General features: G+C 63.2%; 22 protein-coding genes. 12 read left to right on the forward strand and 10 right to left on the reverse strand.

Annotation, left to right across the window (positions count from 1 at the left end):
- Position 1: 1 nt before the first annotated feature.
- Together cyoA and AB5Y93_RS17190 are read right to left on the reverse strand one after the other, a co-directional pair.
- Complete coding sequence (cyoA, locus tag AB5Y93_RS17185) at positions 2-1,090, reverse strand: cytochrome o ubiquinol oxidase subunit II (RefSeq protein ID WP_080767819.1); 1,089 nt, start codon at positions 1,088-1,090, stop codon at positions 2-4.
- A gap of 506 nt (positions 1,091-1,596) precedes the next feature.
- Positions 1,597-2,040 carry a carboxymuconolactone decarboxylase family protein gene (locus tag AB5Y93_RS17190; RefSeq protein ID WP_010673680.1) on the reverse strand — a complete coding sequence of 148 codons (444 nt, stop codon included), beginning with the start codon at positions 2,038-2,040 and terminating at the stop codon, positions 1,597-1,599.
- A 119-nt stretch (positions 2,041-2,159) separates the two neighbouring features.
- Between AB5Y93_RS17190 and AB5Y93_RS17195 the strand changes: the two genes are divergently transcribed.
- Positions 2,160-3,068, forward strand: a complete 909-nt coding sequence (locus tag AB5Y93_RS17195; RefSeq protein WP_109422027.1) for a LysR family transcriptional regulator — start codon at positions 2,160-2,162, stop codon at positions 3,066-3,068.
- 90 nt (positions 3,069-3,158) lie between these two features.
- Here the strand turns inward: AB5Y93_RS17195 and AB5Y93_RS17200 are convergent, their stop codons facing one another.
- From AB5Y93_RS17200 to AB5Y93_RS17210, 3 genes are all read right to left on the reverse strand, one after another.
- Positions 3,159-3,488 (reverse strand): DUF3634 family protein, encoded by a 330-nt coding sequence (locus AB5Y93_RS17200; RefSeq protein WP_039039207.1) that lies wholly within the window; start codon positions 3,486-3,488, stop codon positions 3,159-3,161.
- Between the two features lie 95 nt (positions 3,489-3,583).
- Complete coding sequence (locus tag AB5Y93_RS17205) at positions 3,584-4,555, reverse strand: nucleoside hydrolase (RefSeq protein WP_041213226.1); 972 nt, start codon at positions 4,553-4,555, stop codon at positions 3,584-3,586.
- Positions 4,556-4,686: 131 nt separating this feature from the next.
- Entirely contained in the window at positions 4,687-4,986 is a 300-nt protein-coding gene (locus tag AB5Y93_RS17210) for a DUF3861 domain-containing protein (protein WP_042014216.1), read from the reverse strand.
- Between the two features lie 81 nt (positions 4,987-5,067).
- Here AB5Y93_RS17210 and AB5Y93_RS17215 point away from each other — a divergent pair, with 81 nt between their 5' ends.
- Positions 5,068-5,490 carry a MarR family winged helix-turn-helix transcriptional regulator gene (locus AB5Y93_RS17215; RefSeq protein WP_050498310.1) on the forward strand — a complete coding sequence of 141 codons (423 nt, stop codon included), beginning with the start codon at positions 5,068-5,070 and terminating at the stop codon, positions 5,488-5,490.
- Positions 5,491-5,619: 129 nt separating this feature from the next.
- Positions 5,620-6,189: a HutD family protein gene (locus AB5Y93_RS17220; RefSeq protein ID WP_368229919.1), complete on the forward strand. Its 570-nt coding sequence runs from the start codon at positions 5,620-5,622 to the stop codon at positions 6,187-6,189.
- Here AB5Y93_RS17220 and AB5Y93_RS17225 read toward each other — a convergent pair.
- Together AB5Y93_RS17225 and azu are read right to left on the reverse strand one after the other, a co-directional pair.
- Positions 6,186-6,389 (reverse strand): hypothetical protein, encoded by a 204-nt coding sequence (locus AB5Y93_RS17225; protein WP_039039209.1) that lies wholly within the window; start codon positions 6,387-6,389, stop codon positions 6,186-6,188. The genes AB5Y93_RS17220 and AB5Y93_RS17225 overlap by 4 nt on opposite strands.
- A gap of 181 nt (positions 6,390-6,570) precedes the next feature.
- Entirely contained in the window at positions 6,571-7,011 is a 441-nt protein-coding gene (azu, locus tag AB5Y93_RS17230; protein ID WP_368229920.1) for an azurin, read from the reverse strand.
- Positions 7,012-7,310: 299 nt separating this feature from the next.
- On the opposite strand from azu, the gene AB5Y93_RS17235 reads away from it, so the two are divergent.
- Positions 7,311-8,354: an FAD:protein FMN transferase gene (locus tag AB5Y93_RS17235; RefSeq protein WP_368229921.1), complete on the forward strand. Its 1,044-nt coding sequence runs from the start codon at positions 7,311-7,313 to the stop codon at positions 8,352-8,354.
- A 41-nt stretch (positions 8,355-8,395) separates the two neighbouring features.
- On the opposite strand, the gene AB5Y93_RS17240 is transcribed toward AB5Y93_RS17235, so the two are convergent.
- The gene (locus AB5Y93_RS17240) at positions 8,396-8,821 is read right to left on the reverse strand and encodes an Hsp20/alpha crystallin family protein (protein ID WP_368229922.1); all 426 of its coding nucleotides are present in this window, start codon (positions 8,819-8,821) and stop codon (positions 8,396-8,398) included.
- A 269-nt stretch (positions 8,822-9,090) separates the two neighbouring features.
- On the opposite strand from AB5Y93_RS17240, the gene AB5Y93_RS17245 reads away from it, so the two are divergent.
- The 7 genes from AB5Y93_RS17245 (at position 9,091) to AB5Y93_RS17275 (ending at position 18,834) form a co-directional block, all read left to right on the forward strand.
- Positions 9,091-10,737: a response regulator gene (locus AB5Y93_RS17245; RefSeq protein ID WP_042014219.1), complete on the forward strand. Its 1,647-nt coding sequence runs from the start codon at positions 9,091-9,093 to the stop codon at positions 10,735-10,737.
- A 60-nt stretch (positions 10,738-10,797) separates the two neighbouring features.
- Positions 10,798-11,760, forward strand: coding sequence for an ion channel (locus AB5Y93_RS17250; RefSeq protein ID WP_029314056.1), 963 nt, complete (start codon positions 10,798-10,800; stop codon positions 11,758-11,760).
- 248 nt (positions 11,761-12,008) lie between these two features.
- The gene (xthA, locus tag AB5Y93_RS17255; protein ID WP_010673667.1) at positions 12,009-12,815 is read left to right on the forward strand and encodes an exodeoxyribonuclease III; all 807 of its coding nucleotides are present in this window, start codon (positions 12,009-12,011) and stop codon (positions 12,813-12,815) included.
- 183 nt (positions 12,816-12,998) lie between these two features.
- On the forward strand, positions 12,999-13,490 hold the full coding sequence (locus AB5Y93_RS17260; RefSeq protein WP_368229923.1) for a hypothetical protein: 492 nt from the start codon (positions 12,999-13,001) through the stop codon (positions 13,488-13,490).
- A 283-nt stretch (positions 13,491-13,773) separates the two neighbouring features.
- The gene (locus AB5Y93_RS17265; RefSeq protein ID WP_368229924.1) at positions 13,774-15,291 is read left to right on the forward strand and encodes an efflux RND transporter periplasmic adaptor subunit; all 1,518 of its coding nucleotides are present in this window, start codon (positions 13,774-13,776) and stop codon (positions 15,289-15,291) included.
- Positions 15,288-18,410, forward strand: a complete 3,123-nt coding sequence (locus AB5Y93_RS17270; RefSeq protein ID WP_368229925.1) for an efflux RND transporter permease subunit — start codon at positions 15,288-15,290, stop codon at positions 18,408-18,410. The genes AB5Y93_RS17265 and AB5Y93_RS17270 overlap by 4 nt, the downstream gene beginning before the upstream one ends.
- 46 nt (positions 18,411-18,456) lie before the next feature.
- Entirely contained in the window at positions 18,457-18,834 is a 378-nt protein-coding gene (locus AB5Y93_RS17275) for a copper-binding protein (protein ID WP_368229926.1), read from the forward strand.
- Positions 18,835-18,907: 73 nt separating this feature from the next.
- Here the strand turns inward: AB5Y93_RS17275 and AB5Y93_RS17280 are convergent, their stop codons facing one another.
- Together AB5Y93_RS17280 and AB5Y93_RS17285 are read right to left on the reverse strand one after the other, a co-directional pair.
- Complete coding sequence (locus AB5Y93_RS17280) at positions 18,908-20,602, reverse strand: pyridoxal-dependent decarboxylase (protein WP_214005936.1); 1,695 nt, start codon at positions 20,600-20,602, stop codon at positions 18,908-18,910.
- Between the two features lie 176 nt (positions 20,603-20,778).
- Complete coding sequence (locus AB5Y93_RS17285; protein WP_368229927.1) at positions 20,779-21,792, reverse strand: lipoate--protein ligase; 1,014 nt, start codon at positions 21,790-21,792, stop codon at positions 20,779-20,781.
- A 468-nt stretch (positions 21,793-22,260) separates the two neighbouring features.
- On the opposite strand from AB5Y93_RS17285, the gene AB5Y93_RS17290 reads away from it, so the two are divergent.
- Positions 22,261-24,648 (forward strand): diguanylate cyclase, encoded by a 2,388-nt coding sequence (locus AB5Y93_RS17290; RefSeq protein ID WP_368229950.1) that lies wholly within the window; start codon positions 22,261-22,263, stop codon positions 24,646-24,648.
- Positions 24,649-24,659: the final 11 nt, after the last annotated feature.

The following is a 24,659-nucleotide window of genomic DNA, read 5'->3' on the forward strand; positions in this document are numbered from 1 at the left end:
ATTATTCCTCGGATCCTGCTTTCACACTCTTGTCGGCCGACATGGCCATGTGTCCGGCATGGGCGTCATGGTTCATGGCCTGGTTCTCCATGGCGTCCTCTTGCGAGGCCTCATGGTTCATCCCTTCGTGGTCCATGGCACCCGCTTTCGGGGCGGCGTCATGGTTCATGGCCTCGTGGTTCATGCCCTCGTGATCCGCAGAGCCCGCAGCCGGGGTGGCGTGACCACCATGGGACATGCCGCCCATGAACTTGTTGATGATGTTGACGAACAGCTTGGGATCGGCGCTGGCGAAGTACTCCACCGGGTGGTTTTCGCTCTTCTTGGCCAGGGCATTGAACTCATCCATGGTGCTCAGGGCCTTGGAAGAGGCCTTCACCTTGGCTACCCAGGCGTCGAAACCGGCTTGGTCCTGGGTCGCGATGGCCTTGAACTTCATGCCGGAGAAACCGGCACCGCTGTAACCGCCGGAGATGCCCTTGTACTCGCCCGCTTCGTTGGCAATCAGGTGCAGCTTGGTCTGCATGCCGGCCATGGCGTAGATCTGGCCGCCCAGTTGCGGGATGAAGAAGGAGTTCATCACGGTGTCGGAGGTCACCCGGAAGTTGACCGGGGTGTTGACCGGGAAGGCCAGCTCGTTGACCGACGCAATGCCCAGCTCCGGATAGACGAACAACCACTTCCAGTCCAGGGAAATGACATCCACCTGAACCGGTTTGACGTCCGATTCCAGCGGCTTGTAGGGGTCGAGGGAGTGGGAAGTTTTCCAGGTGATCACCGCCAGGATGACGATGATGATGACGGGTACAGTCCAGACGACTGCCTCAATCTTGTTGGAGTGGGCCCAGTCCGGCGCATAGGTGGCACTGGTGTTGGACGCCCGGTATTTGTAGGCGAACGCCACCGCCATGACAATCACGGGCACCACCACGATCAGCATCAAGCCGAGTGCGGTGAGTATCAGTGACTTCTGCTCCATACCGACCTGCCCCTTGGGGCTCATCAGTGCCATGTCGCAGCCACTCAGCAAGCTGGCGGTCGCGAGCAGCAGCAAAGCGCCCAAGCCCCTCTTCACATCAAAGAGTCTCATGCAATGTCCTCATCTTTTGAAGGCTTATTGGTATAAAAAAATGCAGCATTTTATTGCATCAGACCGGCATGTGAACAACATGAAAAATTAATCCCAAAAATGTTCAAAAGGTGATGGAAAGCGGTATCAGATGTTAATCCCTTGACAATGACCAATTTATTCAAGTTACACCGCGGCAATTCATCTTCCGTTAATCTCTCGCGCCACCAAAAGTGACCACCAATTAACCAAAAAGATCCATCTGGTCTGTTTTCAACCCGCCATTGCGATCAAAAAAGAGCCATACAGCCCCTTTTCGACTCACAGGTCATTTCTCCACACCTTGATCTGGATGGGTGTTTTTCGGGGAAGATTAAAAAAATAATTAATCAAACGAATGTATGATTAACTTCCCGTCCCCCGACAACGGTCGCAACCCCTGGCGCCAGAAGGCACACTTCGTAACAAAACGGGCCCTTGTGCGGGCCCGTTGACAATCGTTTTCTCTCCCTCCCTCGGAGTCGGAGTCAGGAGTGATCATGTTCCATCCGGGTCGCCACGGCGATCCGGTTCCAGGCGTTGATGGTGACCACCTGCACCAGACACTGAGCCAGCAGGGTTTCCCCCAGTTGGGCCAGCGCTGCCTCATAGGTCTGCGTCGTGAGCCCCTTGTCGGCAATCAGGGTCACCTCGTCGGTCAGGGCCAGCACCGCCCGCTCCCGGGCGTCGAACAGCGGCGACTCCTGCCAGGCGGCCAGCGCCAGCAGACGCTGGGCGCTCTCCCCGTGCTTCATCGCCACGTCGGCGTGCATCTCGATGCAGTAGGCGCAGCCGTTGATCATGGAGGCGCGCAACTTGATGAGCTCTTTGAGCGACAGGGGAATGTCGGTGCCCCCGAGGTAGGACTCTAGGCCCATCATGGCCGAGACGGCGGCGGGCACCTGGTTGGCGAGCTGGATACGGTGTGACATGGCAAGACTCCTGTGATGGACCCCGGATGGGGCGGTGAGCTGATTGTTCACTTTTTCATTGTTGATTAGAATATCGTCATAACCTGCAACAGTTTTGCGTTTATCGCAAAGGTGAATCCATGCTGGATCGCATCCGCATCCTGGCCCAGGTGGTGGAATCGGGCAGTTTCTCCCGTGCCGCCCGCGCCCTCAACCAGGCCCCCTCCTCCGTGACCCGTGCCATCGACGCCCTGGAGCAGCAGCTCGGGATCCCGCTCTTCAAGCGCAGCACCCGCCAACTGGTGCTGACCGAGCAGGGCGCCTATTTTCTCGCCCGCTCCCTGCCCCTGCTGGAGGAGGCGGATCAGCTGGTGCAATCCCTGCAACCCCTCTCGGTGGCGCCAGAGGGGCCGCTGCGGGTCTCGGTGTTCGAGAGCTTCGGCGCGTCCTGGCTCTCTCCCCGCCTGCCCGACTTCCTCGCCCGCTACCCCGGGGTGCGCCTGGAGGTTGCGCTGGACAACCGCGTGGTGGATCTCGATGCCGAGAACGTGGACGTGGCAGTGCGCATCGGCAAGCCCGCCGACAGCAGCCTGCACACTCGCCATCTGCTCACCAACCGCTCGCTGCTGGTCGCCTCCCCCGCCTATCTGGCCCGCCATGGCGAACCCGCCCATCCCGCCGAGCTGGCCCACCACAACTGCCTCATTCGCGGCCATGGGCGCCAACGCCAGCACTGGTACTTCCAGCAAGGCACGGAGCGCGAGAAGGTGGCGGTGCAGGGCAACCTTGCCTCGGTCGGGGGCACGCCCCTGCTCTGCGCCGCCCTCGCGGGGTGCGGCGTGCTGCTGCTGTCGAGCTGGATGGTGCAGCAAAGCATCGATGAGGGCACCCTGCTGCCGCTGCTGCCAGAGTGGCTCGCCTCCCCCTACGAGGATCGCCAGGACGAGATCCACGCGGTGTTTCGTGGCGGCCGCTTCCTCAAACCCCAGACCCGCGCCTTCATCGACTTTCTGGTCGAGGCGATCAGGCCCCTGCAAGGGCCGCGCTGACCGCAACAGAGCCTCCTGGCGAAACCCTGAAAACGCAGACGCCGGGCACAGGGCCCGGCGTCTGGAAATGAGGGTCGCCACGGCGACCGCTCAGCGTGATTTTCGCCCGTCAGGGCTTGGGGAGAGCCCCCGGTAATCCCCGTAGGGGAAGATATTGCGCAGGCGCTGGGCCACGGGCTCGGGGATGGAGCGGGAGAAGACCAGCCTCACCCCGTTGCCGTCCCGCAGGCCCAGGATGCGCCCGCGCACCGGCTCATGGTGCAGGATCTGGGTCGCCTGGGTCACAAAGCGCGGCGGCACCGAGCCCCGCTTCACCACCACCTTGCCCGGCGCGAGCCGGACCTCGAACAGGGCACCGCGCCCCAGCGTCATCAACCACCCGATCAGGGCTATCGCCACCAACAGAGACAACCAGGCCATTGCGTCTTCCTCCCGTCAACCCGATGTTCGCCAGTATAACCGGGGGCGCCTCACCATGACCCGGCCGCCATCACGCTTTCACTCACTGCCGGGCCTTATCGGCGCCCCTTGCCCCAGGCCACCAGGGTATCCCGATAGAGGGCGAGCAAGGCCTGATCCCGCACCGCGACCCCGACCTGCTGGGCCGGGCAGTGGGCCCACTCATCATGGGGATGGCGGGTGTCGTCAAATTTTTGCAGGGTATGGCCGATGGCGGGCCCCTCGGTGATGACCCGCACCGGCCCCTTGCGCAGGGTGAACAGCGCAGGATCGATCACATAGGCGATGGCGGAGGGATCGTGCACATGGCACCCCGCCATGCCGATGCGCTCGGAATAGAAGCGCAGGTAGAAGCGGCTGACATCCCACAGGAAGCGGCCCGGCTCCCCCGCATCGTCCCGCAGGGCATCCAGATAGTCGGCGGTGAAGATGCTCTGCTGGGTGACGTCGAGTCCGATGATCACCAGGGGCCAGGGGGCGGTGAAGACCCGGTCCGCCGCATCGGGATCGTCGTGGATATTGGCCTCGGCATAGGGGGTCACGTTGCCGCGATGGCCGTTGACGCCAAAGGCGCCGCCCATCACGACCACTTCTTTCACCAGGGCGGCTACCTCGGGGGCCGCCTCGAGCGCCAGCGCCAGGTTGGTGAGGGGCCCGATGGTCACTAGCGTGATCTCGCCGGGGTGGGCCTTCACCGTCTCGACGATGTATTGCCAGGCCGGGCGGGGATCCGGGATGAGGGTCACCTCCCCCGCCTGGACGTCGCCAAAGCCGCTCGGGCCGTGCACCACTGTCGTCGGCCCCACGGGCTCGCGCAGCAGCGGCGCGGCGGCGCCCCGGGCCACGTCCGCCTTCATGCCATATTTTTGCTTGAGCCAGAGGGCGTTGCGGGTGCCGTTTTCGATGGTGGCATTGCCAAACACCGTGGTGATGGCGAGCAGGTCAATGGCGGGGTGCGCCTCGGCAAACAGAATGGCCATGGCATCGTCGATGCCGGGATCGGTATCCAGAATGATCTTGTGGGTCATGGGTCCTCCGTGAAACGAGCAGCCAGTGTAGCGGGCCGTCGCCGCTTTGACAGCACCGGGATCACAACCTCGGGGTTTCCTTTGCATCAGGCATGATGGCGGGAGCGCTCGCCCTTGGGGTCAGGGCAGGGTCACTCGGAAGGGGCGACCACGGCCTCCTCTCCCCTGGCGGTGCGTTTCAGTTGCCCCATGAATTGCTTGAAATGGGGGAGAAACCCCTTGAACAGCTCCTCTTTGCGATGCTGCATCATGACTTCGCCAAACAGCTTCAACCCGACGATAAACGCCTGATGTTCCTGCTCCGACATGGCCAGCTTCCCCTTGCTGAGCGCCAGGATGGCAAAGATGTCGTCGTGATTCTGGCAGTCGAACTGCAACGGGGGCACCTCGCGGTCCAGCGCCTGGACCTGTACACGATAAGTGTGTGGCATCTTTCATCTCCTCTCGGGCTGGGCTTTTGCTCATATGGTTGATAAAATCAATTAAACCCTTTTAAGTTGACTTTATCAACCATGAAGTTATCAAACCGCCTGTTCCGGATCCTCGATCAGTACAAAATCGCCATGACGCAGCATTTCCGGGCACAACAGATCGCCCTTAGCCCCCTCCATTACAAGGTGCTGCAACTGATCCATGCGCTGGATCCCGCCACGCCGCAGCTCATCGCGCAGCGGTCGGGCCGCGACAAGGCGCAGGTGACGCGCCTGCTGCAGGAGATGGAGAAACAGGGGCTCATCGAGAAGCGGCCCCATCCCACTGACAGACGCAGCATCTGTCTGGCCTTGACCCCGCTGGCCTGCGAGCGGGTCAACCAGGGGGAGCAGGAGGCCGCACGGCTCGACGAACGGCTGTGTTCCCTGCTGACGCCGGCGGAGATAGCGCAGTTGCAGCAACTGCTGGACAAGATAGAAAAAGGGCTTGAGTCGACCGATTAGGGTCAGCGTCAGGGAGGCCGCTGCCTGATTTGTGGCCAACCAGCGCGGCCTGCGCTGGCGGCGCCTTGTGAGCCACTCCCGGAGATGGTATCACTGGCCCCACTCTCCCCTTCCCGCCGAGGCGCCATCGTGATCACCCTGATTAAAGAGTCCGACCAGTTGAAAATGCCCTGGAAGAACAGGCAGGGCACCACGGCCCAGATCCTGATCTCCCCCCCTGGTTCGACCCTGGACAAGCTCGACTTTGACTACCGGCTGAGCTCGGCCCCCATCAAGGAAGCAGGGAATTTCTCCCGCTTTCCCGGCTACCAGCGCATCCTGCTGCCCGTCAGCGGTGCCGGTTTCGTGCTCAACGGCCACCCCTACGCCACCTACGAGGCGGCCCACTTCAGCGGGGATGACGAGACCCGCTGCGAGCTGCTGAAAAAAGAGGTGACGGATCTCGGGCTCATCTACCACCCGGCGCGCATCAGCGCCAACGTGCGGGTGCTGAACCTGCCCTTCCCCCTCAGCCTCACCCTGGAGGCGGACAAGTGCTACCTCTGCCACCTGCTGGAAGGCCAGCTCACCGTGCAGGGGCAACAGGTCGCACCGGGCGAGACCCTGGTGGTGCAGGGGGAGGAGAGCATCCGCTTCGAGTGCGGCAAGAAGACCACCCTCGCCTTCTTTACCCTGCAGCCCAGGCCGGCCGCCGTTTAACGCCGGGGGGCACGGCCCCCGCTGTCGAGGCAGGCCTGCATGGTGTCATAGGGGGTATAGTGCCTGGTGCGGCTGTAGTAGGTGCCGCCCTTGGGGTGACAGATGCCGCTCCGGCTCTTCTTGACCGGGGGCTCGGCGGCCAGCGCGATGGCACACAGCAGCATCAGGCAACAGCCAAGCATCCATTTCACTGCGTTCATGCTCTCTTTTCCGAAGGGGCGTAGGCGGGCCACTGGCCCATTTGCGGCCTATTCTACGCCGGTCATCTCCTGGCCACCCCAGACCAGATCATGAAAGCGCCGCGACGCAGCACAAGCGAAGACAAAAAAGCCGGGACCCTCCCGGCTTTTGCTTGTGCTGGCGGCGACACGACCCTTGGCACTACCCCACCTTGAAGCTGCCCTTCATCAGGGCGAAGTGGCCCGGGAAGGAGCAGAAGAAGGTGAGCTCCTTGCCCGCCAGGCCGTCGGTCTTGAAGGTGACGCTGGTGCTCTCGCCGCCCCCCACCAACTGGGTGTGGGCCAGGATCCTGGGGTCATCCTTGGGCAGGTAGTCGTGATCGACCCCGGCGCTCATGCCGGCGGTGGCGATAGCCTGATAGTCGGCGGTGTTGGCCAGCACCCAGTTGTGGCCCATGTTGGCCACCGGCAGCTTGCCCGTGTGATTGAGGGTCACCGTCACCTCCTTGCAGGTGGCCGGCACGCTCATCGCGGTCTGGTTGTACTGCATGGCGTCATTGCCTTCGATCACCAGTGCGCACTCGTCGGCCAGGACCGGGGTGGCGAGGGAGCCAAGAAGCAGCAGGGTTAACACCTTTTTCATCATTTTCTCCTTTGATTGACGAAGGATGACAGCACAGGCATCTCGCCCCCGTGGGCGCGACCCGCAAAGATGCTGTCAGGATCGATCTTCATTGTATTCAAATGTCGCCGAAGGACGATGGCTTTTGGGCCAGCCTGAGGGCCCGGTCACTTCTTTTCTCCCGACCCGGGGCCCAAAGCGGGTTGATCACATCCCCGTCTGGCTTAATTATTTGCGGCCTTCCCGCCCACGGCCACTCGCCAACACCGCAGCCGTTGGCTAAGCTGCTCCCCCGTCGATGACTCCCGCGAGAATGAGAGATGAAGTTCCCCTTTGCGCCTGCGCTGACGCGCACCCTGCTGCTCTCCCTGATCCTGCTGCTTGGCGCCTGCCAGCCGGCCCCGACCCAGACCCGTATCCAGGGCAATACCATGGGCACCTATTATGCGGTGACCCTGAGCGACCCCTTTCCCGGCGGACAGGGGGCACTGCATCAGGAGGTGGAGGCGCTGCTGGCACGCCTGAACAAGGAGATCTCCACCTATGATCCGGGCTCCCTCATCTCCCGCTTCAATCAGGGAACGGGGCAGCCCCCCCAGGTCATCCCGGCCACCATGGCGAAGATTGTGCAACAGGGCATTGACGCCGGGCACCTCACCCGGGGGGTTCTCGATGTCACCGTGGGTCCCCTGGTCAACCTCTGGGGCTTCGGGCCGGACAAGCGCCCGGTCAAGCGGCCCAGCGCAGAGCAGATCGCCAAGGCGCGGGAGCGGGTCGGCATCGACAAGCTCACCCTGACCCCCGAGGGGGATCACTTCCTGCTCGGCAAGGCCATCCCAGACCTCTATCTGGATCTCTCCACCCTGGGTGAGGGGGCGGCCTCCGACGAGATAGCCGGGCTGCTGGAGCAAAGAGGGGTTCACAACTACCTCATCGAAGTGGCCGGGGCGGTGCGCAGCAAGGGGCACAACGACAAGGGCAATCCCTGGCGGGTGGCCATCGTCGAGCCCTCGGACAGACCGGGCGCCATCGAGGATGTGGTGACCCCGAACGGCATGGCGGTGAGCACCGCCGGCAGCTATCGCAACTATTACGAGCTCGACGGCAAGCGCTACTCCCACATCATCGATCCCGCCACCGGCGAGCCCGTGACCCACAAGCTGGTCTCCGCCACCGTCATCACCCCCACGGCCCTGGAGGCCGATGCCCTCGACACCGCCCTCATGGTGATGGGTCCCGAGCGGGCGATGGCCTTTGCCAGGGAGCACAAGCTGGCGGTCTATCTCATCGAGAAGACCGCCACGGGCTTTGCCGCCAGCCACACCCCCGAGTTTGCCCCCTATCTGGTGCGCAAGCAGCCCTGAATGACGAGGCCCCGCAGTGCGGGGCCTCGTTCACTGACCGCCTATTCGATGGGGATGCGGTGGGGGACGGGGCTGGCCGCCTGCTTGGGCAGGAGCAGGGTGAGGATGCCGTTGTCAAAGCGGGCGCTCACCTGCTCTGGCGACACCTCCACCGGCAGCTCGACGCTGCGCGACACGCTGCCATAATAACGCTCGCTGCGCAGGGCCCGTTCATCCTTGTTCTGGCTGTCAAACTGGCGGATCTCCGCCTTCAGGGTCACCAGCTTGCCGTGCACGTCCACGTGAATGTCCTCCTTCGCCACTCCGGGCAATTCCGCCTGCAGCAGGTAGTCATCCCCGCTCTCCCGCAGATCCAGCTTGATCTGGCCGGGCAACGGGTCCCCGTGCAGGGGGCGGATGTAGAAGCCGGAGGCCATGTCGTGGAACAGGTCATCAAACAGGCTGGTGCGACTCGGTAGCAAACTCATCTGATCCCTCCTTGTGAGCGGGCAAGGGAGCAGACGGGCACCCTGCCCTCTGTTGCCTCCCGCATGCTGACGCACTTCAAGTCTAAAAACCGGGACAGCGCCTGCCAGTGCCAACTCACCTTCCCTTGACCGGGATCAAAGGCAAGACACCCTTTTTTTACCCAAGGTCTGCGGGAAAAACCGGGGCCCCTCCCCATGTGCAATTGCCTGCCTGCGGACTTTGGTGGCACACTTCTCCCACCAGCCCGTAGCGCCTTGATGCCAGACAGATGCAGACACCGGACTCCGTACCCGAGAAGAAACCCCAGCCCAAGCCCAAGCGCATCCTGCTGGTCAACGAACAGCGTTCCTTCCAGATGATGATGAAGGCGATGCTGATCAACATCGGCATCAACCGCATCACCTACACCAACTCCGCCGACGAGGCGCGCCGCCGCTGCCAGAAAGAGAGCTTCGACATCTATCTGCTCGACTATGAGCTGGGGGCGGGCGAGAACGGCCGCCAGTTGCTGGAAAGCCTGCGGGATCAGCAACTCATTCCGCCCCAGAGCGTGGTGATCATGGTCAGCAGCGACGGCTCCCGCGCCATGGTGCTGAGCGCGCTGGAAGCCGAGCCCGACGAATACCTGATGAAGCCCTTCTCCCAGGAGCAGTTCTCGTTTCGCCTCAAACGCGCCCTCGCCCGGCGCCAGGCGCTGGAGAGCGTCTTCAGCGCCCTCACCCGGGACGATCTGCCCGCCCTGGTGGAGGCCTGTGCCAAACAGGCGGACGCGGTGCCTCGCTTTGCCAACTTCTGCCGCTGCCTGCAGGCCGACACCCAGCTCAAGCTGGGCCAGGCCAAGGAGGCCCGCAGCCTGATGCGCCAGCTGCTGGCGGGGCAGGAGAACAGCTGGGCTCGCCTCACTCTGGGCAAGGCGTGCCATACCCTGGGTCTGCACGAAGAGGCGGTGAGCCACCTGCAAGCCACCCTGAAACACACCCCCCTGATGGTGGAGGCCTACCTCTGGCTCGCGGAGTCCCTGCTGGCGCTGGGCAATGACGAGCAGGCCCAGCAGGAGCTGCGCCGGGCGGTGGACATCTCTCCTCAGTCGGTGCAGCTCTCCCGCCGTCTGGCGGAGGTGTGCCTGCAGCGGCACGACTACGCCCAGGCCAAGGACGTACTGCTCGCCCTCATCGACTTGTCGCGCAACTCGATCCACCGCACGCCGCATTATCTAGGGGCCTATATCCAGACCCTCACTCTCTACGCCCTCAACAGCAACGACGGCTACCACATCGCCAACCTGCAAAAGCAGGTGAACTCCGCCCTGTCGCGCATCCGCGACTCCCTGATGATGTCGGAGTTCAACTACCCGGTGTTCGAGCAGATCTGCCAGGCCCGGGTGCGCATCGCCCTGGGGGAGCTGCTAAAGGGCAAGAAGATGCTCTATCGCGCCAACCAGAACTGGCTGGACGAGCCCGCCACCATGCCTCCGGCCCTCCTTGGCGAGACCATACTCGCCCTCTATCAGCTCGGGGAGTTCGAGTACGCCGAGAGCCTGCAATCCCTGCTGGCGGAGGATGAGGATCGGCTGCTCACCACCTGCATCCAGGTGACCCGGGATGACAAGACGGTGCAGGAGCGGCGCCAGCGCTATCAGCAGCTCAACGATCTGGGCATCAAGGCCTATCAGGCCGGAGAGCTGGAGCAGGCCCTCGGCCACTTTCGCGAGGCCCTGCGCCGGGCGCCCGCCAATACCGGCGCCGCCCTCAACAAGATCCAGGTGCTGCTGCAACTCATGCAGAAGAACCGCAAGAGCCCGGAGTTTGGCGCCGAGTGCAAGGAGACCCTGGAGGTGCTGGAGGGTATCCCCCTCAACCCCGCCCAGCAGGAACGTTTTCGCAAGCTGCGCCAGGAATATCATCAGCACAGCTGATATCCACCCTCCTCCCCTCACCTATGCTGATACTGACTCAGGGAAGGGAGGGGCAACACCATGGCAATGTGCCGATACCTGGTGGCCGATGGCCGCCACTGCACCGAAGAGGCAGGGGATCATGATCTCTGCCGCTGGCACGACCCCGCTGCGGCCCACAACACCCCTGATACCGCCGAGGCGCTGGAGCGCTATGTGCGCCAGGGAGGCCTGTGCCACGGCCTGCAACTGGCCCGCGCCGAGCTGGCGGATCTCAACCTGGTGAACAGGCAGGGTCCGGAGGGATTCTTGCTGGAGCAGTGCAACCTCTATCGCGCCAACCTGCGAGGGGCCCATCTCTACGGCATTCGCATCAAGGGCGGCAGCCTGATGAAGGCTGATCTGAGCGAAGCGAACCTCCACTGCGCCACCCTCGACGACGTCAACCTGCTCGGCATCCGCTGGAAGAACACCCGCCTCGACAACCTGGAAACGGGCAAGCGACTGATGCAGGACAGAAAGGGGCGCCGTGAGCGTGACCCGGCGCAGGCCCGCGTCTGGTTCAAGGAGGCGGAGGAGACCTACCGGGATCTGCGCAAGGCCTCGGAGGCCCAGGGCATCTTCACCATGTCCGGTCGTTACATCCAGCAGGAGCTCACCATGCGCCGCCTGCAGATGCCGTTCTGGTCCTACCGCCGCTTCGCCTCCTGGATAGTGGATCTCTTCTGCGGCTACGGCGAGGCCCCCATGCGGGTGGTACTCTTCTCCCTGCTGCTCATCGTCATCTGCAGCATTTTTTACTTCTTCTGCGGCCTCAACTTCGCGGGCACCCACCTCATCTATCGCCCGGACGCTCCTCTGGAGCAGAACGCCATCTTCCTGATGGAGTGCCTCTACTACAGCGTGGTGACCTTCACCACGCTGGGGTATGGGGACTTCACCCCGGTGGGGTTGTCGCGGATCTTCGCCGCCTTCGAAGCCTTTACCGGCAGCTTCACGCTGGCATTGTTCGTGGTGGTGTTTGTCAAGAAGATGACCCGCTAGAAACCTGTCCACTATCTTGCTGGGAAGCCGCTTCCAAGGCTCATGTGCTGCTCGCTTATGTGTCGCCAGGCGCTTCCATGTATATACACTCAGGTTCCTCTGCTGCGCGTCACCTTGCTGACAGACTCTCGCGACAGATCGTGAACAGATTCCCGAGCCGCTGCGCCAGTCACAGCCCCCGAACTTGCATCCATCGCGGATTCCTAGTCCAATAAGCGACGAACAAAAACGACATGAGCACCCCGAACATGAAGATCATCTCTTTCAATATCAATGGCCTGCGTGCCCGTCTTCATCAGTTGCAAGCCCTTATCGACAAGCACCAGCCGGACGTGATCGGCCTGCAGGAGATCAAGGTGCACGACGAAGCCTTCCCGGTCGCGGATGTGGAGGCCATGGGCTACCACGTGGTCTTCCACGGCCAGAAGGGGCACTACGGGGTCGCCATCATGAGCAAGCAGGCTCCCATCGAGGTGCAAAAGGGCTTCCCCACCGATCCGGAAGATGCCCAGCGCCGCATGATCATGGCCAGCTTCAAGCGGGAAGACGGCTCCGTCATCAAGGTGATGAACGGCTACTTTCCCCAGGGGGAGAGCCAGGATCACGAGACCAAGTTCCCGGCCAAGCAGAAGTTCTATGAAGACCTGCAGCACTACCTCGAGACCCACCACACCCCGGACGACCAGATAGCGCTGATCGGGGATATGAACATCTCCCCCACGGATCTCGACATCGGCATCGGCGAGGCGAACCGCAAGCGCTGGCTGCGGGATGGCAAGTGCTCCTTCCTGCCCATCGAGCGGGAATGGATGGAGCGGCTCAAGGGGTTCGGCCTCACCGACACCTTCCGCGCCGCCAACCCCACCGAGTGCGAGCGCTTCTCCTGGTTCGACTACCGCTCCAGGGGCTTTGACGAGAACCGGGGCCTGCGCATCGACCTCATCATGGCCTCCGACGCCCTCAAGGACAAAGTGACCGAGACCGGCATCGACTACGAGCTGCGCGGCATCGACAAGCCCTCGGATCACGCCCCCATCTGGACCTGCTTCGCCTGATCCCCACGCCAGGCTCGCCCTCGCCAAAAGACCCTGCCCCCGCCCATGCGGGGGCTTTTTCTGTTCACTGCCCCGCCCTTTCTTAATCCATGTCAATTCCCAGGCAGACGGCGCTTGCCAGGCCTTGACCTTCTCCTTTCGGCAAGGTTTAGATTCGGCCCATCCGTCACAGGGAAGCCACCCATGCTCTCATCGAGATTGCCCACCACGTTCATCGCCCGGCTGTTGCTGGGGCTGATGCTCGTCTGCAATCTCACCCTGTGCATCGGCTGGCATGGGGCGGCCACCGCCCTGCCAAGTGACGCATCCGCATCCATCCTGGCTCCGGCGCAGTCCCCCCTGTCTCATGGACTGCACCAGAGCGAGCCTGTGCAGCACTCCGCCATGCACCAGGCCGACACAGCCTCCCTCTCTTGCCACGGCGGCCCCCAGAGTGAGGCGGCCCCGCCCGGGGAGGAGTGCCAGATGCAGAGCGGCGTCTTCGGCGCCACCAGTGCGCCGCCCCTGCTGGGCCTGCTGCTGTCACTGCTGCTGCTTCCTTTGCTGTTGTTCCCTTCGTGGCGCCTCGCCCCCCTGCTGGACAACTGGTTGCGGGATCCCTTCCTGCGATCCCGCGGTACCCACCCTCCCTCCTGGCCGCGCCGACACCTGATGTTGTCGGTGCTGCGCCACTAGAACGATCTTCTCTCGCGGCAACAGCAAGCCTCGGCTTGCCCGTTTTCTGCCGCCTTGCCTGACCCTGCGCCCAGGCCAAACCGGCCCGCTCGCAGGGAGCCGTGCGCGCTGACACAGCTGCGCCCCGTTTGCCGCCTCGTGGTGATGCCCAGCCCGCGCACACCACCACACTGGCGGCCTGACAGAAGAGAAGAGATATCATGTCATTCCCCCCCATTACCCGGTCTTCCTGCACGCGGCCGTGCCCACCGCCCCTTCGCCTCCCGCGCGCAGGAGGCCAGTCATGAACAAGACACTGTTGATGTCCGCCCTGCTGCTGACCCTCGGCGCCGGCGGCGGCTACTGGGCCGCCAAACAGACCAGTGCTGGCCCCACCGCCAAGGAGAAGACGCCGCTCTACTGGGTCAACCCCATGGATCCGCGCGACAAGCGCGATGGCCCCGCCAAGGACAACATGGGGATGGACTTCATCCCCGTCTATGAGGAGAAACAGGGTGGCTCGCCGGGCACCGTCACCATCAGCCCCGAGATCCAGCAGAACCTGGGGGTACGGCTGGCCAAGGTGGAGAAGCTCCCCATCCACCAGCAGATCGAGACGGTCGGCTACGTGGCTTACGACGAGGACAGGCTGGAGGCGGTCAACGCCCGCATGGCAGGCTGGATCCGCACCCTCGCCATCAAGAGCGAGGGGCAGCAAGTGAGCAAGGGGAGCCTGATTTACGAGCTCTATGCCCCAGATCTGGTCAACGCCCAGCACGAGTATCTGCTGGCCCTCAACACAGCCAACCCCCTGCTGCTGCGCGCCGCCGAGGGCAAGCTCAAGTCCCTGCAGGTACCGGCAGATCAGATAGCTGCCCTCAAGCGCAGCCATCAGGTGCAGGAGACGGTGCGTATCTATGCCCCCAGCAGCGGCTATGTCTCCGAGCTGAAGGTGCGCGAGGGCCAGTATGTGGAGCCCGCCGCAGCGCTCTTTAACATCAGCACCCTCAAGCAGGTGTGGGTGAGCGCCGAGGTGTTCGAGCGTCAGGCGGCCCAGCTGAAGGTAGGCGATCCGGTCACCATGACCCTCGACTATGCCCCCGGCCGCCACTGGCAGGGCCGGGTCGATTACCTCTACCCGACCCTGGATGCCGCCACCCGCACCCTCAAGGTGCGGCTGCGCTTTGCCAACCCGGACGAGTTTCTGAAACCCAACATGTTCGCCAAGGTGAGCATTCGCACCGGGCAGGGAGAACCCCGGTTGGTGGTACCGAGCGAAGCGGTGATCCGCACCGGCAGCCAGGACAGGCTGGTGCTGGCGCTGGGGGATGGCAGCTTCAAGTCGGTCGCCGTCACTCTGGGCCCCCAGTTTGGCGACAAGGTCGCCATCAAGGCGGGGGTAGAGGCTGGGGACAGTATCGTCAGCTCGGCCCAGTTTCTGATCGACTCGGAATCGGCCATCGATTCGGACTTCCAGCGCATGACGGCGGTGCGCCCCGCCCAGGTGTGGACCCAGGGCGAGGTTGAAAGCATCGATCTGGCCAACCGCACCCTGATGGTCTCCCACCAGCCCATCCCCGAGTGGCAGTGGCCCGCCATGGAGATGGAATTCACCGTGGCCGACGGTGTGGACATCAGCAAGCTGGCCGAGGGACAGACCCTCCATCTGCAAGTAATGCAGGAGGGAGATGAGTACCGAATCACCACCATCCATCAGGAGCAAGCGCCAGCAAGCGGCGACGCAGCCAAGCCCGCAACGGATGAGATGGAGAAGATGGAAGGCATGGACCATAGCCAGCACGATATGGGAGCCAAGTCATGATTCCTTCCATCATTCGCTGGTCTGTGGGCAACCGCTTTCTGGTGCTGCTGTTGACCCTCATGCTCACCGCCTGGGGGCTCTGGTCGGTCAAACAGACCCCGGTGGACGCCCTGCCGGATCTCTCCGACGTGCAGGTGATCATCAAGACGGCCTATCCGGGCCAGGCGCCGCAGGTGGTGGAGGATCAGGTCACCTACCCGCTCACCACCGCCATGCTGGCGGTGCCAGGAGCGACCACGGTGCGCGGCTACTCCTTCTTCGGCGACTCCTTCGTCTATGTGCTGTTTGACGACAACACCGACCTCTACTGGGCCCGCGCCCGGGTACTGGAGTACCTGAGCCAGGTTTCACCCAACCTGCCCGCCTCCGCCCGCCCCCAGCTCGGCCCCGATGCCACCGGGGTGGGCTGGGTCTACCAGTACGCACTGGTGGACAGAACCGGCAAGCATGACCTCAGCCAGCTCACCTCACTGCAGAACTGGTTCCTCAAGTACGAGTTGCAGACGGTGGAGGGGGTCTCCGAGGTTGCCACCGTCGGCGGCATGGTGCGCCAGTATCAGGTGCGGGTCGACCCGGACAAGCTGCGCGCCTACGGCATCCCGCTTTCCCTTATCGAGACAGCCATCAAGCAGGGCAGCCAGGAGACCGGCGCCTCCGTCATCGAGATGGCGGAAGCGGAGTACATGGTGCGCTCCAACGGCTATCTGAAAAGCGTGGAGGATCTGAAGCAGATCCCGCTCGGCACCACTGTGCGCGGTGCCCCGCTGCTGCTGGGCGACGTGGCGGATGTGGTCACCGGGCCCCAGAGCCGGCGCGGTCTGGCCGAGCTCAACGGTGAAGGGGAAGTGGTGGGCGGCATCATCGTCATGCGTTACGGCGAGAATGCCCAGCACACCATCGACGGGGTCAAGGCGCGGCTCGCCCAGCTGAAAAGCAGCCTGCCAGAGGGGGTGGAGGTGGTCACCGTCTACGATCGCTCCGATCTTATCCAGCGTGCCATCGACAACCTCTCCGGCAAGCTGGTGGAGGAGTTCGCGGTGGTGGTGCTGGTCTGCCTCGCCTTCCTGTTCCACCTGCGCTCATCCCTGGTGGTGGTCATCTCCTTGCCCATCGCCATCCTGACCGCCTTTATCGTGATGCACCTGCAGGGGATCAACGCCAACATCATGTCGCTAGGGGGTATCGCCATCGCCATCGGCGCCATGGTGGATGGCGCCATCGTGATGATCGAGAACGTCCACAAGCACATGGAGCGGGAGGCGCTCACCGACAAGAACCGCTGGCGCATCATCACCGAGGCGAGCATAGAGGTGGGGCCCGCCATCTTCTTCTCCCTGCTGATCATCACCATCAGCTTCCTGCCGGTGTTCGCGCTGGAGGCGCAGGAGGGGCGGATGTTCCACCCCCTCGCCTACACCAAGACCTACGCCATGGCTGCCGCTGCGGCGCTCGCCATCACGCTGGTGCCGGTGATCATGGGCTACTTCATCCGCGGCAAGGTGCTGGCCGAGCAGGCCAATCCGCTGAACCGCTGGCTGAGCCAGGGCTATGTACCGCTGCTCAAGGCCGTGCTGGCCCGTCCGAAAACCACCCTGGCCATCGCCGCAGTGGTGACGGTGGCGGGCTTCTGGCCGCTCAAGTACCTGGGCTCCGAGTTCATACCGCCGCTCGATGAGGGGGACATCATGTACATGCCCACCACAGCAGCAAATATCTCGGTGGGCAAGGCGCGGGAGATTTTGCAGCAGACCGACAAGCTGATTCGTACCGTGCCCGAGGTGCAGAACGTGTTTGGCAAGGCGGGACGCGCCGAGTCGGCCACCGACCCCGCCGACCTGGTGATGATGGAGACCAGCATCCAGCTCAAGCCACGCGATCAATGGCGCACCGGCATGACCCCGGAGAAGCTAAAAGAGGAGCTCGACTCCCTCATCCGCTTCCCCGGACTCACCAACGCCTGGGTGCCCCCCATCAAGACCCGCATCGACATGCTGGCCACCGGTATCAAGACCCCGGTCGGCATCAAGATAGCGGGGCCGGATCTCAAGGTGATCCAGCAGCTCGGCCAAAAGCTTGAGCAAATCGTCGGCAAGGTGGAGGGCGCCTCATCGGTCTACGCCGAGCGGGTGGCCGGTGGGCGTTACGTCAAGGTGGATATCGACCGGCTCAAGGCGGCCCGTTACGGCCTCAATATCGCCGACGTGCAGGCGGTGCTCGCCACCGCGGTGGGTGGCATGGAGGTGGGCCAGACCATCGAGGGGCGTGAGCGCTACCCCATCAACCTGCGCTATCCCCAGAGCTATCGCGATTCGGTGGCGAGCCTCGAGCTGCTGCCGCTGGTGACCCCGAGCGGGGCGCGCATCGCGCTGGCGGACGTGGCCCGGGTCTACATCAGCGATGAGGCGCCCATGCTGCGCAGTGAAAACGCGCGCCTCAACGGCTGGGTCTACGTCGATATTCGCGGCCGCGACATCGGCTCCTTCGTTGATGAAGCCAAAGCACAAGTGGACAAGCAGCTGGTGCTGCCGGCGGGCTACGCCCTCACCTGGTCCGGCCAATACGAGTACATGGAGCGGGCCAAGGCGCGCCTCGCCTACGTGGTGCCGCTCACCATCGCCATCATAGTGCTGCTGCTCTATCTGGCGTTTCGCCGCTTCCAGGAGGTGCTGCTCATTCTCACCACCCTGCCGCTGGCGGTAGTGGGCGGGATCTGGGCCCTCTGGCTGCTGGACTTCAACCTCTCGGTGGCGGTGGGGGTGGGCTTTATCGCCCTGGCCGGGGTGGCGGTGGAGACCGGCGTCCTGATGCTGGTCTACCTCAACCACGCTTGGGATGACCTCGTGGCCTGCGGCAAGCCGGACCAGGCGGGCCTGCACCGGGCTGTGATCCACGGCGCCGCCCTGCGCCTGCGCCCCAAGATGATGACGGTGGTGACCATCATCGCGGGCCTGTTGCCCATCATGTGGAGCCACGGCACCGGCTCCGAGGTGATGCAGCGCATCGCCGCCCCCATGATTGGCGGCATGGTGAGCGCGCTGGTGCTGACCCTCTTGGTGCTGCCTGCCGCCTATTACCTCTGGCGCAGCCGCAACCTGCCTGCTTATCAACAATCCGAATGACCCGATTTCCCAACCCTTTTCGACTGAACGATTGAAGGAAAACACCATGAACTACAAGACGCTGACCCTGACCCTGCTGCTAGGCCTCGCTACCCACACCAGCCTGCAGGCAGAGGAGATGATGAACCACCAGGGGCACGACATGGCGCACATGGAGGGGATGAACCATGAGGGCCACGACATGGCCGCCATGCAAACCGAACAGACCCTGACTAAGGGGGTCATCAGCCGCATCGACGCACCCAAGGGCAAGGTGGGGATCAAGCACGAGGCGATCACCAACCTCAAGATGCCCCCCATGACCATGGTCTTTTGGGTGGCTGATCCAGCCCTGCTCAAGGATCTGAAGGTGGGGGATGCGGTGCGCTTTCACGCCGAGAACCCGGCCGGCAAGCTCACCGTGACCGCCATCCAGAAACAGTAAGCGGAGTCATTTCAATAAAGACGGCGGGATCATCCCGCCGTCTTTATTTATGACATCACAAGATGTGGCTCTTTCAGCCACGAATATGCGCGATAAAGGCGTCGATCTGTTCGCGGCCGCAGGCGGGGTTCATAAAGACCGCCTTCTCGCCGGCGATGTAGGAATACTTGCCGCGCTCGTCGTATTCCGAGTGCGCCACCGCCTCCACCCAGTTGGTGTAGAGCCCCACCTTGCCGCGTCCCTTGAACAGGCTGCGGTGATACTCGGTGTTGCGGGCCAGCCGCGCCTTGTAGGCCGCATCCGGGCTGCGGGCCAGCTCGAAGGCGAACTCCGCCTCGGGGTCCTGTACCCACTCAGGGTTGTAGATCTTGAAGCCGACACTGGGCCCCTGGTTCTCCTGGGCCACCAGCTTGACGTTGCCGAGCTGGCTTAACCGGAAGCGGAAGTAGTTGGCGTTTTGCAGGCAGTGGGCAAGCACGGTGCGATACCCCTCCACCCCCAGGTAGTTGAGGGCCGCATAGGCACCGAACAGGCCGCTCGCCCCGCGGGAGCACTCTATGGTGGATTGCAGGTGGGTCTGACCCTGGATGTCCCGCTCAAAGTAGGAGAAGTTCTCCGGGTCATTCTCCATCGCCTTGAGATCGTCCTGCTCCTTGATCATCACCAGGCTGGAGGTGTAGGGCACATAACCCCACTTCTGGAAGTCCACGGTGAACGAATCGGCATATCTGAGCTCGGCGAAGCGGCTCACGTTGCGCTCGATCCCCGCCAGGGTGGCGCTGTTGATGGCGAGCGGGTTGGCGGCAAAGTCGTAATCCAGGAAGAAGATCATCGACCAGCCGATGGCGGCGTCGACGTGGATGTGGGGCCTGACCGCCACCTCGAAGCGCTCGCACAGCCTGTCCCGCAGCTCGACCACGGGTTTGACCCTATCCACCCCGAAGGTGTCGGTGGTGCCCATAGTGAGCATGATGGTGGGCACCACGTGTTTGAGGGCGAAGCAGGCGGTCAGGGTGCGCTCGAGGTGGTCGAGATCGATGTCGTTGTTCTCCCCGACCTGGATGCGGATGGTCTTGTTCTCGATGTCCACCCCGAGCAGGGAAAGGTTGGTGATGTTGGAGTAGTGGCCGCCCTGGGAGTTGATGATGCGGTAATCCTGATAGTGGCCAAGCCCCTTGTGCTTGGCCTGTGGCAGGCTCTTGCGGATGCCGAGCAGGTAGCCGTAGAGGTTACAAAACGTCCCCCCCTGGGTGAAGATGCCGGTGGCGCGGGCCGGGTCGTAACCCGCCAGCAGCGCTATCTGGCGCACCACCTTCTTCTCGAGCTCCTCGGCCACCCCGGCGTATTCGGAGTAGACCAGGTTGGGGTTGGCCAGAATACCCATCTGGGCGCCATAGATGGCGGGATCCGCCGACATGGTGATGACGTTCTCGACGCTGGAGGGGTTCTCCCAATCCTTTGACAAGGCGCCGGCAAACAGCAGCTCCGCCATGGGCTCCCCCGGCGTGCGCATGGTGGCTGGCACCGGCATGGTTTCGCAGAGATCCGCCAGGCGGGCGCGGCCATCGGGCCAGGCATTGAGCCGCGCATCCGGCGCCAGCCCACGGGCGCGAAACTCGTTGAGGGTGGCAAAGCCGGGCTCGCGAAAGACCGGCCAGAGGTCGGGGTTGCGTGAGAAGAAGTGGGCTTTGACGGTGGCAAAACGGCGGGCGAACTCGGGGGAGACGGCGTTGACGCCCTCATCTTTCAGATAGACCAAGTGATTCATTTTTATACCATTGATACTGCTGAGGTGCGGTTTTTATACTCCAGTGACACCTCTATCAACAGAGACATTAACTAATGGTCTGCCCTACTTTTTGTCATGTTGGCGCCCTGACGGGCGCCGCGCCCTCTCTCCCCTCTTTTCCCCTGTTCATCTTGTGATCCTGGCCATGGGCAAGGTCAGCGCAGGGCGGTCAGCAGCCATGCCGAAAACCCTTCCAGCTCGGGGTTGGCCGAAAACGTCGCCCGCCACTGACGCAGCAACTCGTCGATGGCCTCGGGACGATAGGCCACCCCGGGCAGGCGTACGGCCAGGTCATCCAGGGGCGCAGGATCCAGGGTGTCGCTGAAGATCTGTGCCCGTCCTATCACCCCCTTCTCCACGTCGAAATGAAGCTCGACCCCGCCCCAGGGGAAGCGCTCCTCCAGCAGGTGGCTGAAGGCGGGAGCATGGCCGAAGTTCCACTCCCAGCTGCGTTGGCGGGCAAAGGTCTCGGCAAAGCCGGGCAGGTCGGGCATCCGCTCGGGGGAGATGTGCTCGGGCGGCACCACCTCACCGTGATGGGCAAAGAAGGCGTTGCACAGGGCCTGCACCACCTGCTCATGATCCAGACCAGGCAGCAGCTCGCCAAGGTTCGCCACCCGGCTTCTCACCGAGCTGATGCCCTTGGCCGCCAGCTTCTTGGGGTCGGGATTGAGGTAGTGGGCGAGGCGGCCGAGATCGGCATCCAGCAGCAGGGTACCGTGGTGAAAGCCGCGATCATGGGTCTCCCGGTAGGCCGAACCCGACACCTTGCGATCCCCGTCCGGGGTCGCCACCAGCAGGTCGTTGCGCCCGGAGGCGAAAGCACTCACGCCGAGTCTGGCGAGGGCATCAATGACGATGGTGGTGGAGACGCTCTTGTCATAGCCGGGCTTGCCCGCCATGAAGGTGAAACAGCTGTTGCCAAGGTCGTGGAACACGGCGCCGCCCCCGCTGCTGCGCCGGGCCAGGGTCACCCCGTCCTCTTCCATGCGGCGGGTGTTGCACTCCTTCCAGGGGTTCTGGGCCCGGCCTATCACCACCGTATTGTCGTTGCGCCACAGGAACAGCACCCGCTGGGCCGGGTCCATCTGGCGAAAGATGCACTCCTCCACCGCGAGGTTGAACAGGGGATCGTGGGAGTCGGAGAGCAGCAGGCGCAAGGAAGACATGACAGGACCTTCTCGGGAAACAGGAAACGGATGACTACCATACCACCCTGAACGAAGGAAGGCGTCCCCCGACCGCCACAGGTCGACACCCGATACGGACAAGAGCATCAACTTCTGATACGACAGGAGAAGATAAGAGGGAATTGCCAAAAACACGCAGTTTGTCATTAACAGGCGAGAAGAGAGGCGGCAGCCATCCCTCCTGGAATGACACCTAATACCCTTTTCACCGGGCCGGTGACGGGTTGACAAGGTTTCAAAACGAGCCGTGACGACCATTGACGTGATGAATGACACAAAAATGACTTTTAATGCCTCCCTCGCCCCATCTTATTGGGGCTTGCTCCCCTTGCGAATAACAGGAAATTGTTTGACTCTAGCCAGAAGAGCACCTCCCGAGAGAACAGCGGTATGACGGAGTCCGATGCATCTCGCCAGCCTGTACGCTGGCTTCTGCCCTTCTGGGTGATGATTGCCACCCTGACCACGGCTCACCTCAGGGCGGATGAGCGCGTCATCCTGCAACTTCCCTGGCAGCACCAGTTCCAGTTTGCCGGTTACTACGCCGCCATCGCCAAGGGGTTCTACCGGGAGGCCGGCCTGCAGGTCACTCTGCGGGAGGCGGGGCCGGGCACCGACGTCATCAATGAAGTCACCACGGGTCGCGCCCAGTTCGGCATCCGCGGCAGCGATCTGCTGCTGGCCCGGGCAGCAGGTCGCCCTGTGGTGGTGCTCGCCGCCATGTTGCAGCACTCCCCCCTGATGCTCATCACCCTGGAGCGGCCGGATATCCAGACCCCGGGCGATCTGGCCAACAAGCGGCTGATGCTCGAACCCGGCTCCAACGAGCTGCTCACCTACCTGCATCGCTACACCCGCAGCCGGCAGTGGGAGACCCTGCCCTACGAACGGGGGGTCCAGGCACTGCTGAGGGGCCAGGCGGACGTCATCAGCGCTTACAGCACAACCGAGCCCTTCACCCTGCAGCAACAGGGCATTCCCTTCCGGGTGTTCAGCCCCCGCGACATCGGGTACGACTTCTACGGAGACAACCTCTTCACCTCGGAGAGTGAGGTCATCAACCAGCAGGAACGGGTCCAGCGCTTCTTGCAGGCCAGCCTCAAGGGGTGGCGCTATGCCATGGATCATCCCGAGGAGATGATCAACCTGATCCTGGAGCACTACCCCAGCGGGGCCGGGCGCGAGGCACTCGCCTTCGAGGCCCGTGAAACCCGAGCCCTGATGCAGCCCGACATCATCGAGCCCGGCTACATGCAGCAGGATCGCTGGCAGCAGATCGCACGCACCTACCAGGAGGCCGGGATGATCAAGGCGGTGCCCAACCTCACCCCCTTCCTCTACAACAGTTCCCAGGCGAGCCTTCGCCAGCAGCGCCAACTGCTCGACAGGAGCGTGGCCATCGCCATGCTGATCTCTTTCTCCCTGCTGGCACTGCTCGGCGTCTTCCTGCACCTCTATCTGCGTCTGCGGGAAGAGGCCAGTGACCGACAGCGGCTCACCCGGGAACTGGCCCAGCGCGAGCAGCACTACCGCTTCGTGGCGGAGAACAGCGGCGACGTGATCTGGACCATGGACACCAATAGCCTGCGTTTTCGTTACATCAGCCCCGCCATCGCATCCCTGAGCGGCTATGAACCTGCCGAACTCTTTGCCCTCTCCCTGCGCCAGCTGCTCCCCGATGAGTCCTGGAAACAGCTTCGCGACGGCATCACCGTCTCCCTCGAGGCCTGGCAACGGGGGGATCATGGGCAGACCCGGTGCGTCATCCACTCCCAGCTGCGCCACAAGCAGGGTCATCTGGTGGCCATCGAGACGGTCACTACCTTGCATGGCAGCGCCAGCACAAGACCGGACGCCATTTTGGGGGTGACCCGGGATGTTACCGAACGTTCGGCCCGGGAGGAGATGATGCGCCGCCTCGCCTTCTATGACCCCCTCACCGGCCTGGCCAACCGCCGCCTGCTGCAACAGCGGCTCAAGGAGACCCTGGAGCAGGCTCCCCAGCAGCCCCTGGCCCTGGTCTTCATCGATCTCGACCACTTCAAACCCATCAATGACACCTTCGGCCACGAAACCGGCGACCTGCTGCTCAAGCTGGTGGCCGAGCGCATGGGGGAGTGCGTCAGGGAAGAAGATCTGGTGGCACGCCTTGGAGGGGACGAATTCGTCATCATGCTGCCCGATACGGATGCCTCAGGCCTCGCGGTCGCCGACAAGCTGCACCACTGCCTGCATCACCCCTTCCAGCTTGAGCAGCAGGCGCTGCGCATCTCCGGCAGCATAGGGGTCGCCCTCTATCCGGATCACGGCACCGACCCCAAGACCCTGATGCACCACGCCGATCAGGCCATGTATCAAGCCAAGCACCATGGCCGGGGCAGGGTCTGCCTGTTTTCCACCGGGCAGGATCCCCTCCCCGGCACCCTGCAATGGCAGCCCGCCCACGCATGCGGCCACCCCCGCATCGATGCGGACCACCGCCAGCTCTACCTGCTGGGCAACCGCTTGCTCGAGCACATGCAGGATCCCGGCATCCATCCGGATGCCTTGCTGGCAGACATGGCGCAGATATTCGAGGTGGCGCGCCAGCACTTCCTCCTCGAAGAGCAGGTCCTCGCGCAATATGGCTATGAGGAGCTGGCGGCCCATCGCCAGGAGCACCAGCATCTGCTGAAAAAAGCCGGTCAGCTGATGGCGGCCGCACAGGCGGGTACCCTTGGCAACGACGCCCTGCTCAACTTCATCATCCAGGAGCTGGTCGTGGGCCACATGAGCCAGGCGGATCGCCGTTATTTCCCCCTGATGAAAACCTGCGATACCCGCGAGGCGGTGTGATGCCAGAAAAC

Source organism: Aeromonas sp. R10-1 (assembly GCF_040908465.1).
Lineage (GTDB): Bacteria > Pseudomonadota > Gammaproteobacteria > Enterobacterales > Aeromonadaceae > Aeromonas > Aeromonas caviae.

What these genes read in the sequence shown, in the direction of transcription:
- cyoA (WP_080767819.1), bottom strand. Translation starts at nt 1,090, where the DNA reads ATGAGACTCTTTGATGTGAAGAGGGGCTTGGGCGCTTTGCTGCTGCTC.
- AB5Y93_RS17190 (WP_010673680.1), bottom strand. Translation starts at nt 2,040, where the DNA reads ATGTCACACCGTATCCAGCTCGCCAACCAGGTGCCCGCCGCCGTCTCG.
- AB5Y93_RS17195 (WP_109422027.1), top strand. Translation starts at nt 2,160, where the DNA reads ATGCTGGATCGCATCCGCATCCTGGCCCAGGTGGTGGAATCGGGCAGT.
- AB5Y93_RS17200 (WP_039039207.1), bottom strand. Translation starts at nt 3,488, where the DNA reads ATGGCCTGGTTGTCTCTGTTGGTGGCGATAGCCCTGATCGGGTGGTTG.
- AB5Y93_RS17205 (WP_041213226.1), bottom strand. Translation starts at nt 4,555, where the DNA reads ATGACCCACAAGATCATTCTGGATACCGATCCCGGCATCGACGATGCC.
- AB5Y93_RS17210 (WP_042014216.1), bottom strand. Translation starts at nt 4,986, where the DNA reads ATGCCACACACTTATCGTGTACAGGTCCAGGCGCTGGACCGCGAGGTG.
- AB5Y93_RS17215 (WP_050498310.1), top strand. Translation starts at nt 5,068, where the DNA reads ATGAAGTTATCAAACCGCCTGTTCCGGATCCTCGATCAGTACAAAATC.
- AB5Y93_RS17225 (WP_039039209.1), bottom strand. Translation starts at nt 6,389, where the DNA reads ATGAACGCAGTGAAATGGATGCTTGGCTGTTGCCTGATGCTGCTGTGT.
- azu (WP_368229920.1), bottom strand. Translation starts at nt 7,011, where the DNA reads ATGAAAAAGGTGTTAACCCTGCTGCTTCTTGGCTCCCTCGCCACCCCG.
- AB5Y93_RS17235 (WP_368229921.1), top strand. Translation starts at nt 7,311, where the DNA reads ATGAAGTTCCCCTTTGCGCCTGCGCTGACGCGCACCCTGCTGCTCTCC.
- AB5Y93_RS17240 (WP_368229922.1), bottom strand. Translation starts at nt 8,821, where the DNA reads ATGAGTTTGCTACCGAGTCGCACCAGCCTGTTTGATGACCTGTTCCAC.
- AB5Y93_RS17245 (WP_042014219.1), top strand. Translation starts at nt 9,091, where the DNA reads ATGCAGACACCGGACTCCGTACCCGAGAAGAAACCCCAGCCCAAGCCC.
- AB5Y93_RS17250 (WP_029314056.1), top strand. Translation starts at nt 10,798, where the DNA reads ATGGCAATGTGCCGATACCTGGTGGCCGATGGCCGCCACTGCACCGAA.
- xthA (WP_010673667.1), top strand. Translation starts at nt 12,009, where the DNA reads ATGAAGATCATCTCTTTCAATATCAATGGCCTGCGTGCCCGTCTTCAT.
- AB5Y93_RS17260 (WP_368229923.1), top strand. Translation starts at nt 12,999, where the DNA reads ATGCTCTCATCGAGATTGCCCACCACGTTCATCGCCCGGCTGTTGCTG.
- AB5Y93_RS17265 (WP_368229924.1), top strand. Translation starts at nt 13,774, where the DNA reads ATGAACAAGACACTGTTGATGTCCGCCCTGCTGCTGACCCTCGGCGCC.
- AB5Y93_RS17270 (WP_368229925.1), top strand. Translation starts at nt 15,288, where the DNA reads ATGATTCCTTCCATCATTCGCTGGTCTGTGGGCAACCGCTTTCTGGTG.
- AB5Y93_RS17275 (WP_368229926.1), top strand. Translation starts at nt 18,457, where the DNA reads ATGAACTACAAGACGCTGACCCTGACCCTGCTGCTAGGCCTCGCTACC.
- AB5Y93_RS17280 (WP_214005936.1), bottom strand. Translation starts at nt 20,602, where the DNA reads ATGAATCACTTGGTCTATCTGAAAGATGAGGGCGTCAACGCCGTCTCC.
- AB5Y93_RS17285 (WP_368229927.1), bottom strand. Translation starts at nt 21,792, where the DNA reads ATGTCTTCCTTGCGCCTGCTGCTCTCCGACTCCCACGATCCCCTGTTC.
- AB5Y93_RS17290 (WP_368229950.1), top strand. Translation starts at nt 22,261, where the DNA reads ATGATTGCCACCCTGACCACGGCTCACCTCAGGGCGGATGAGCGCGTC.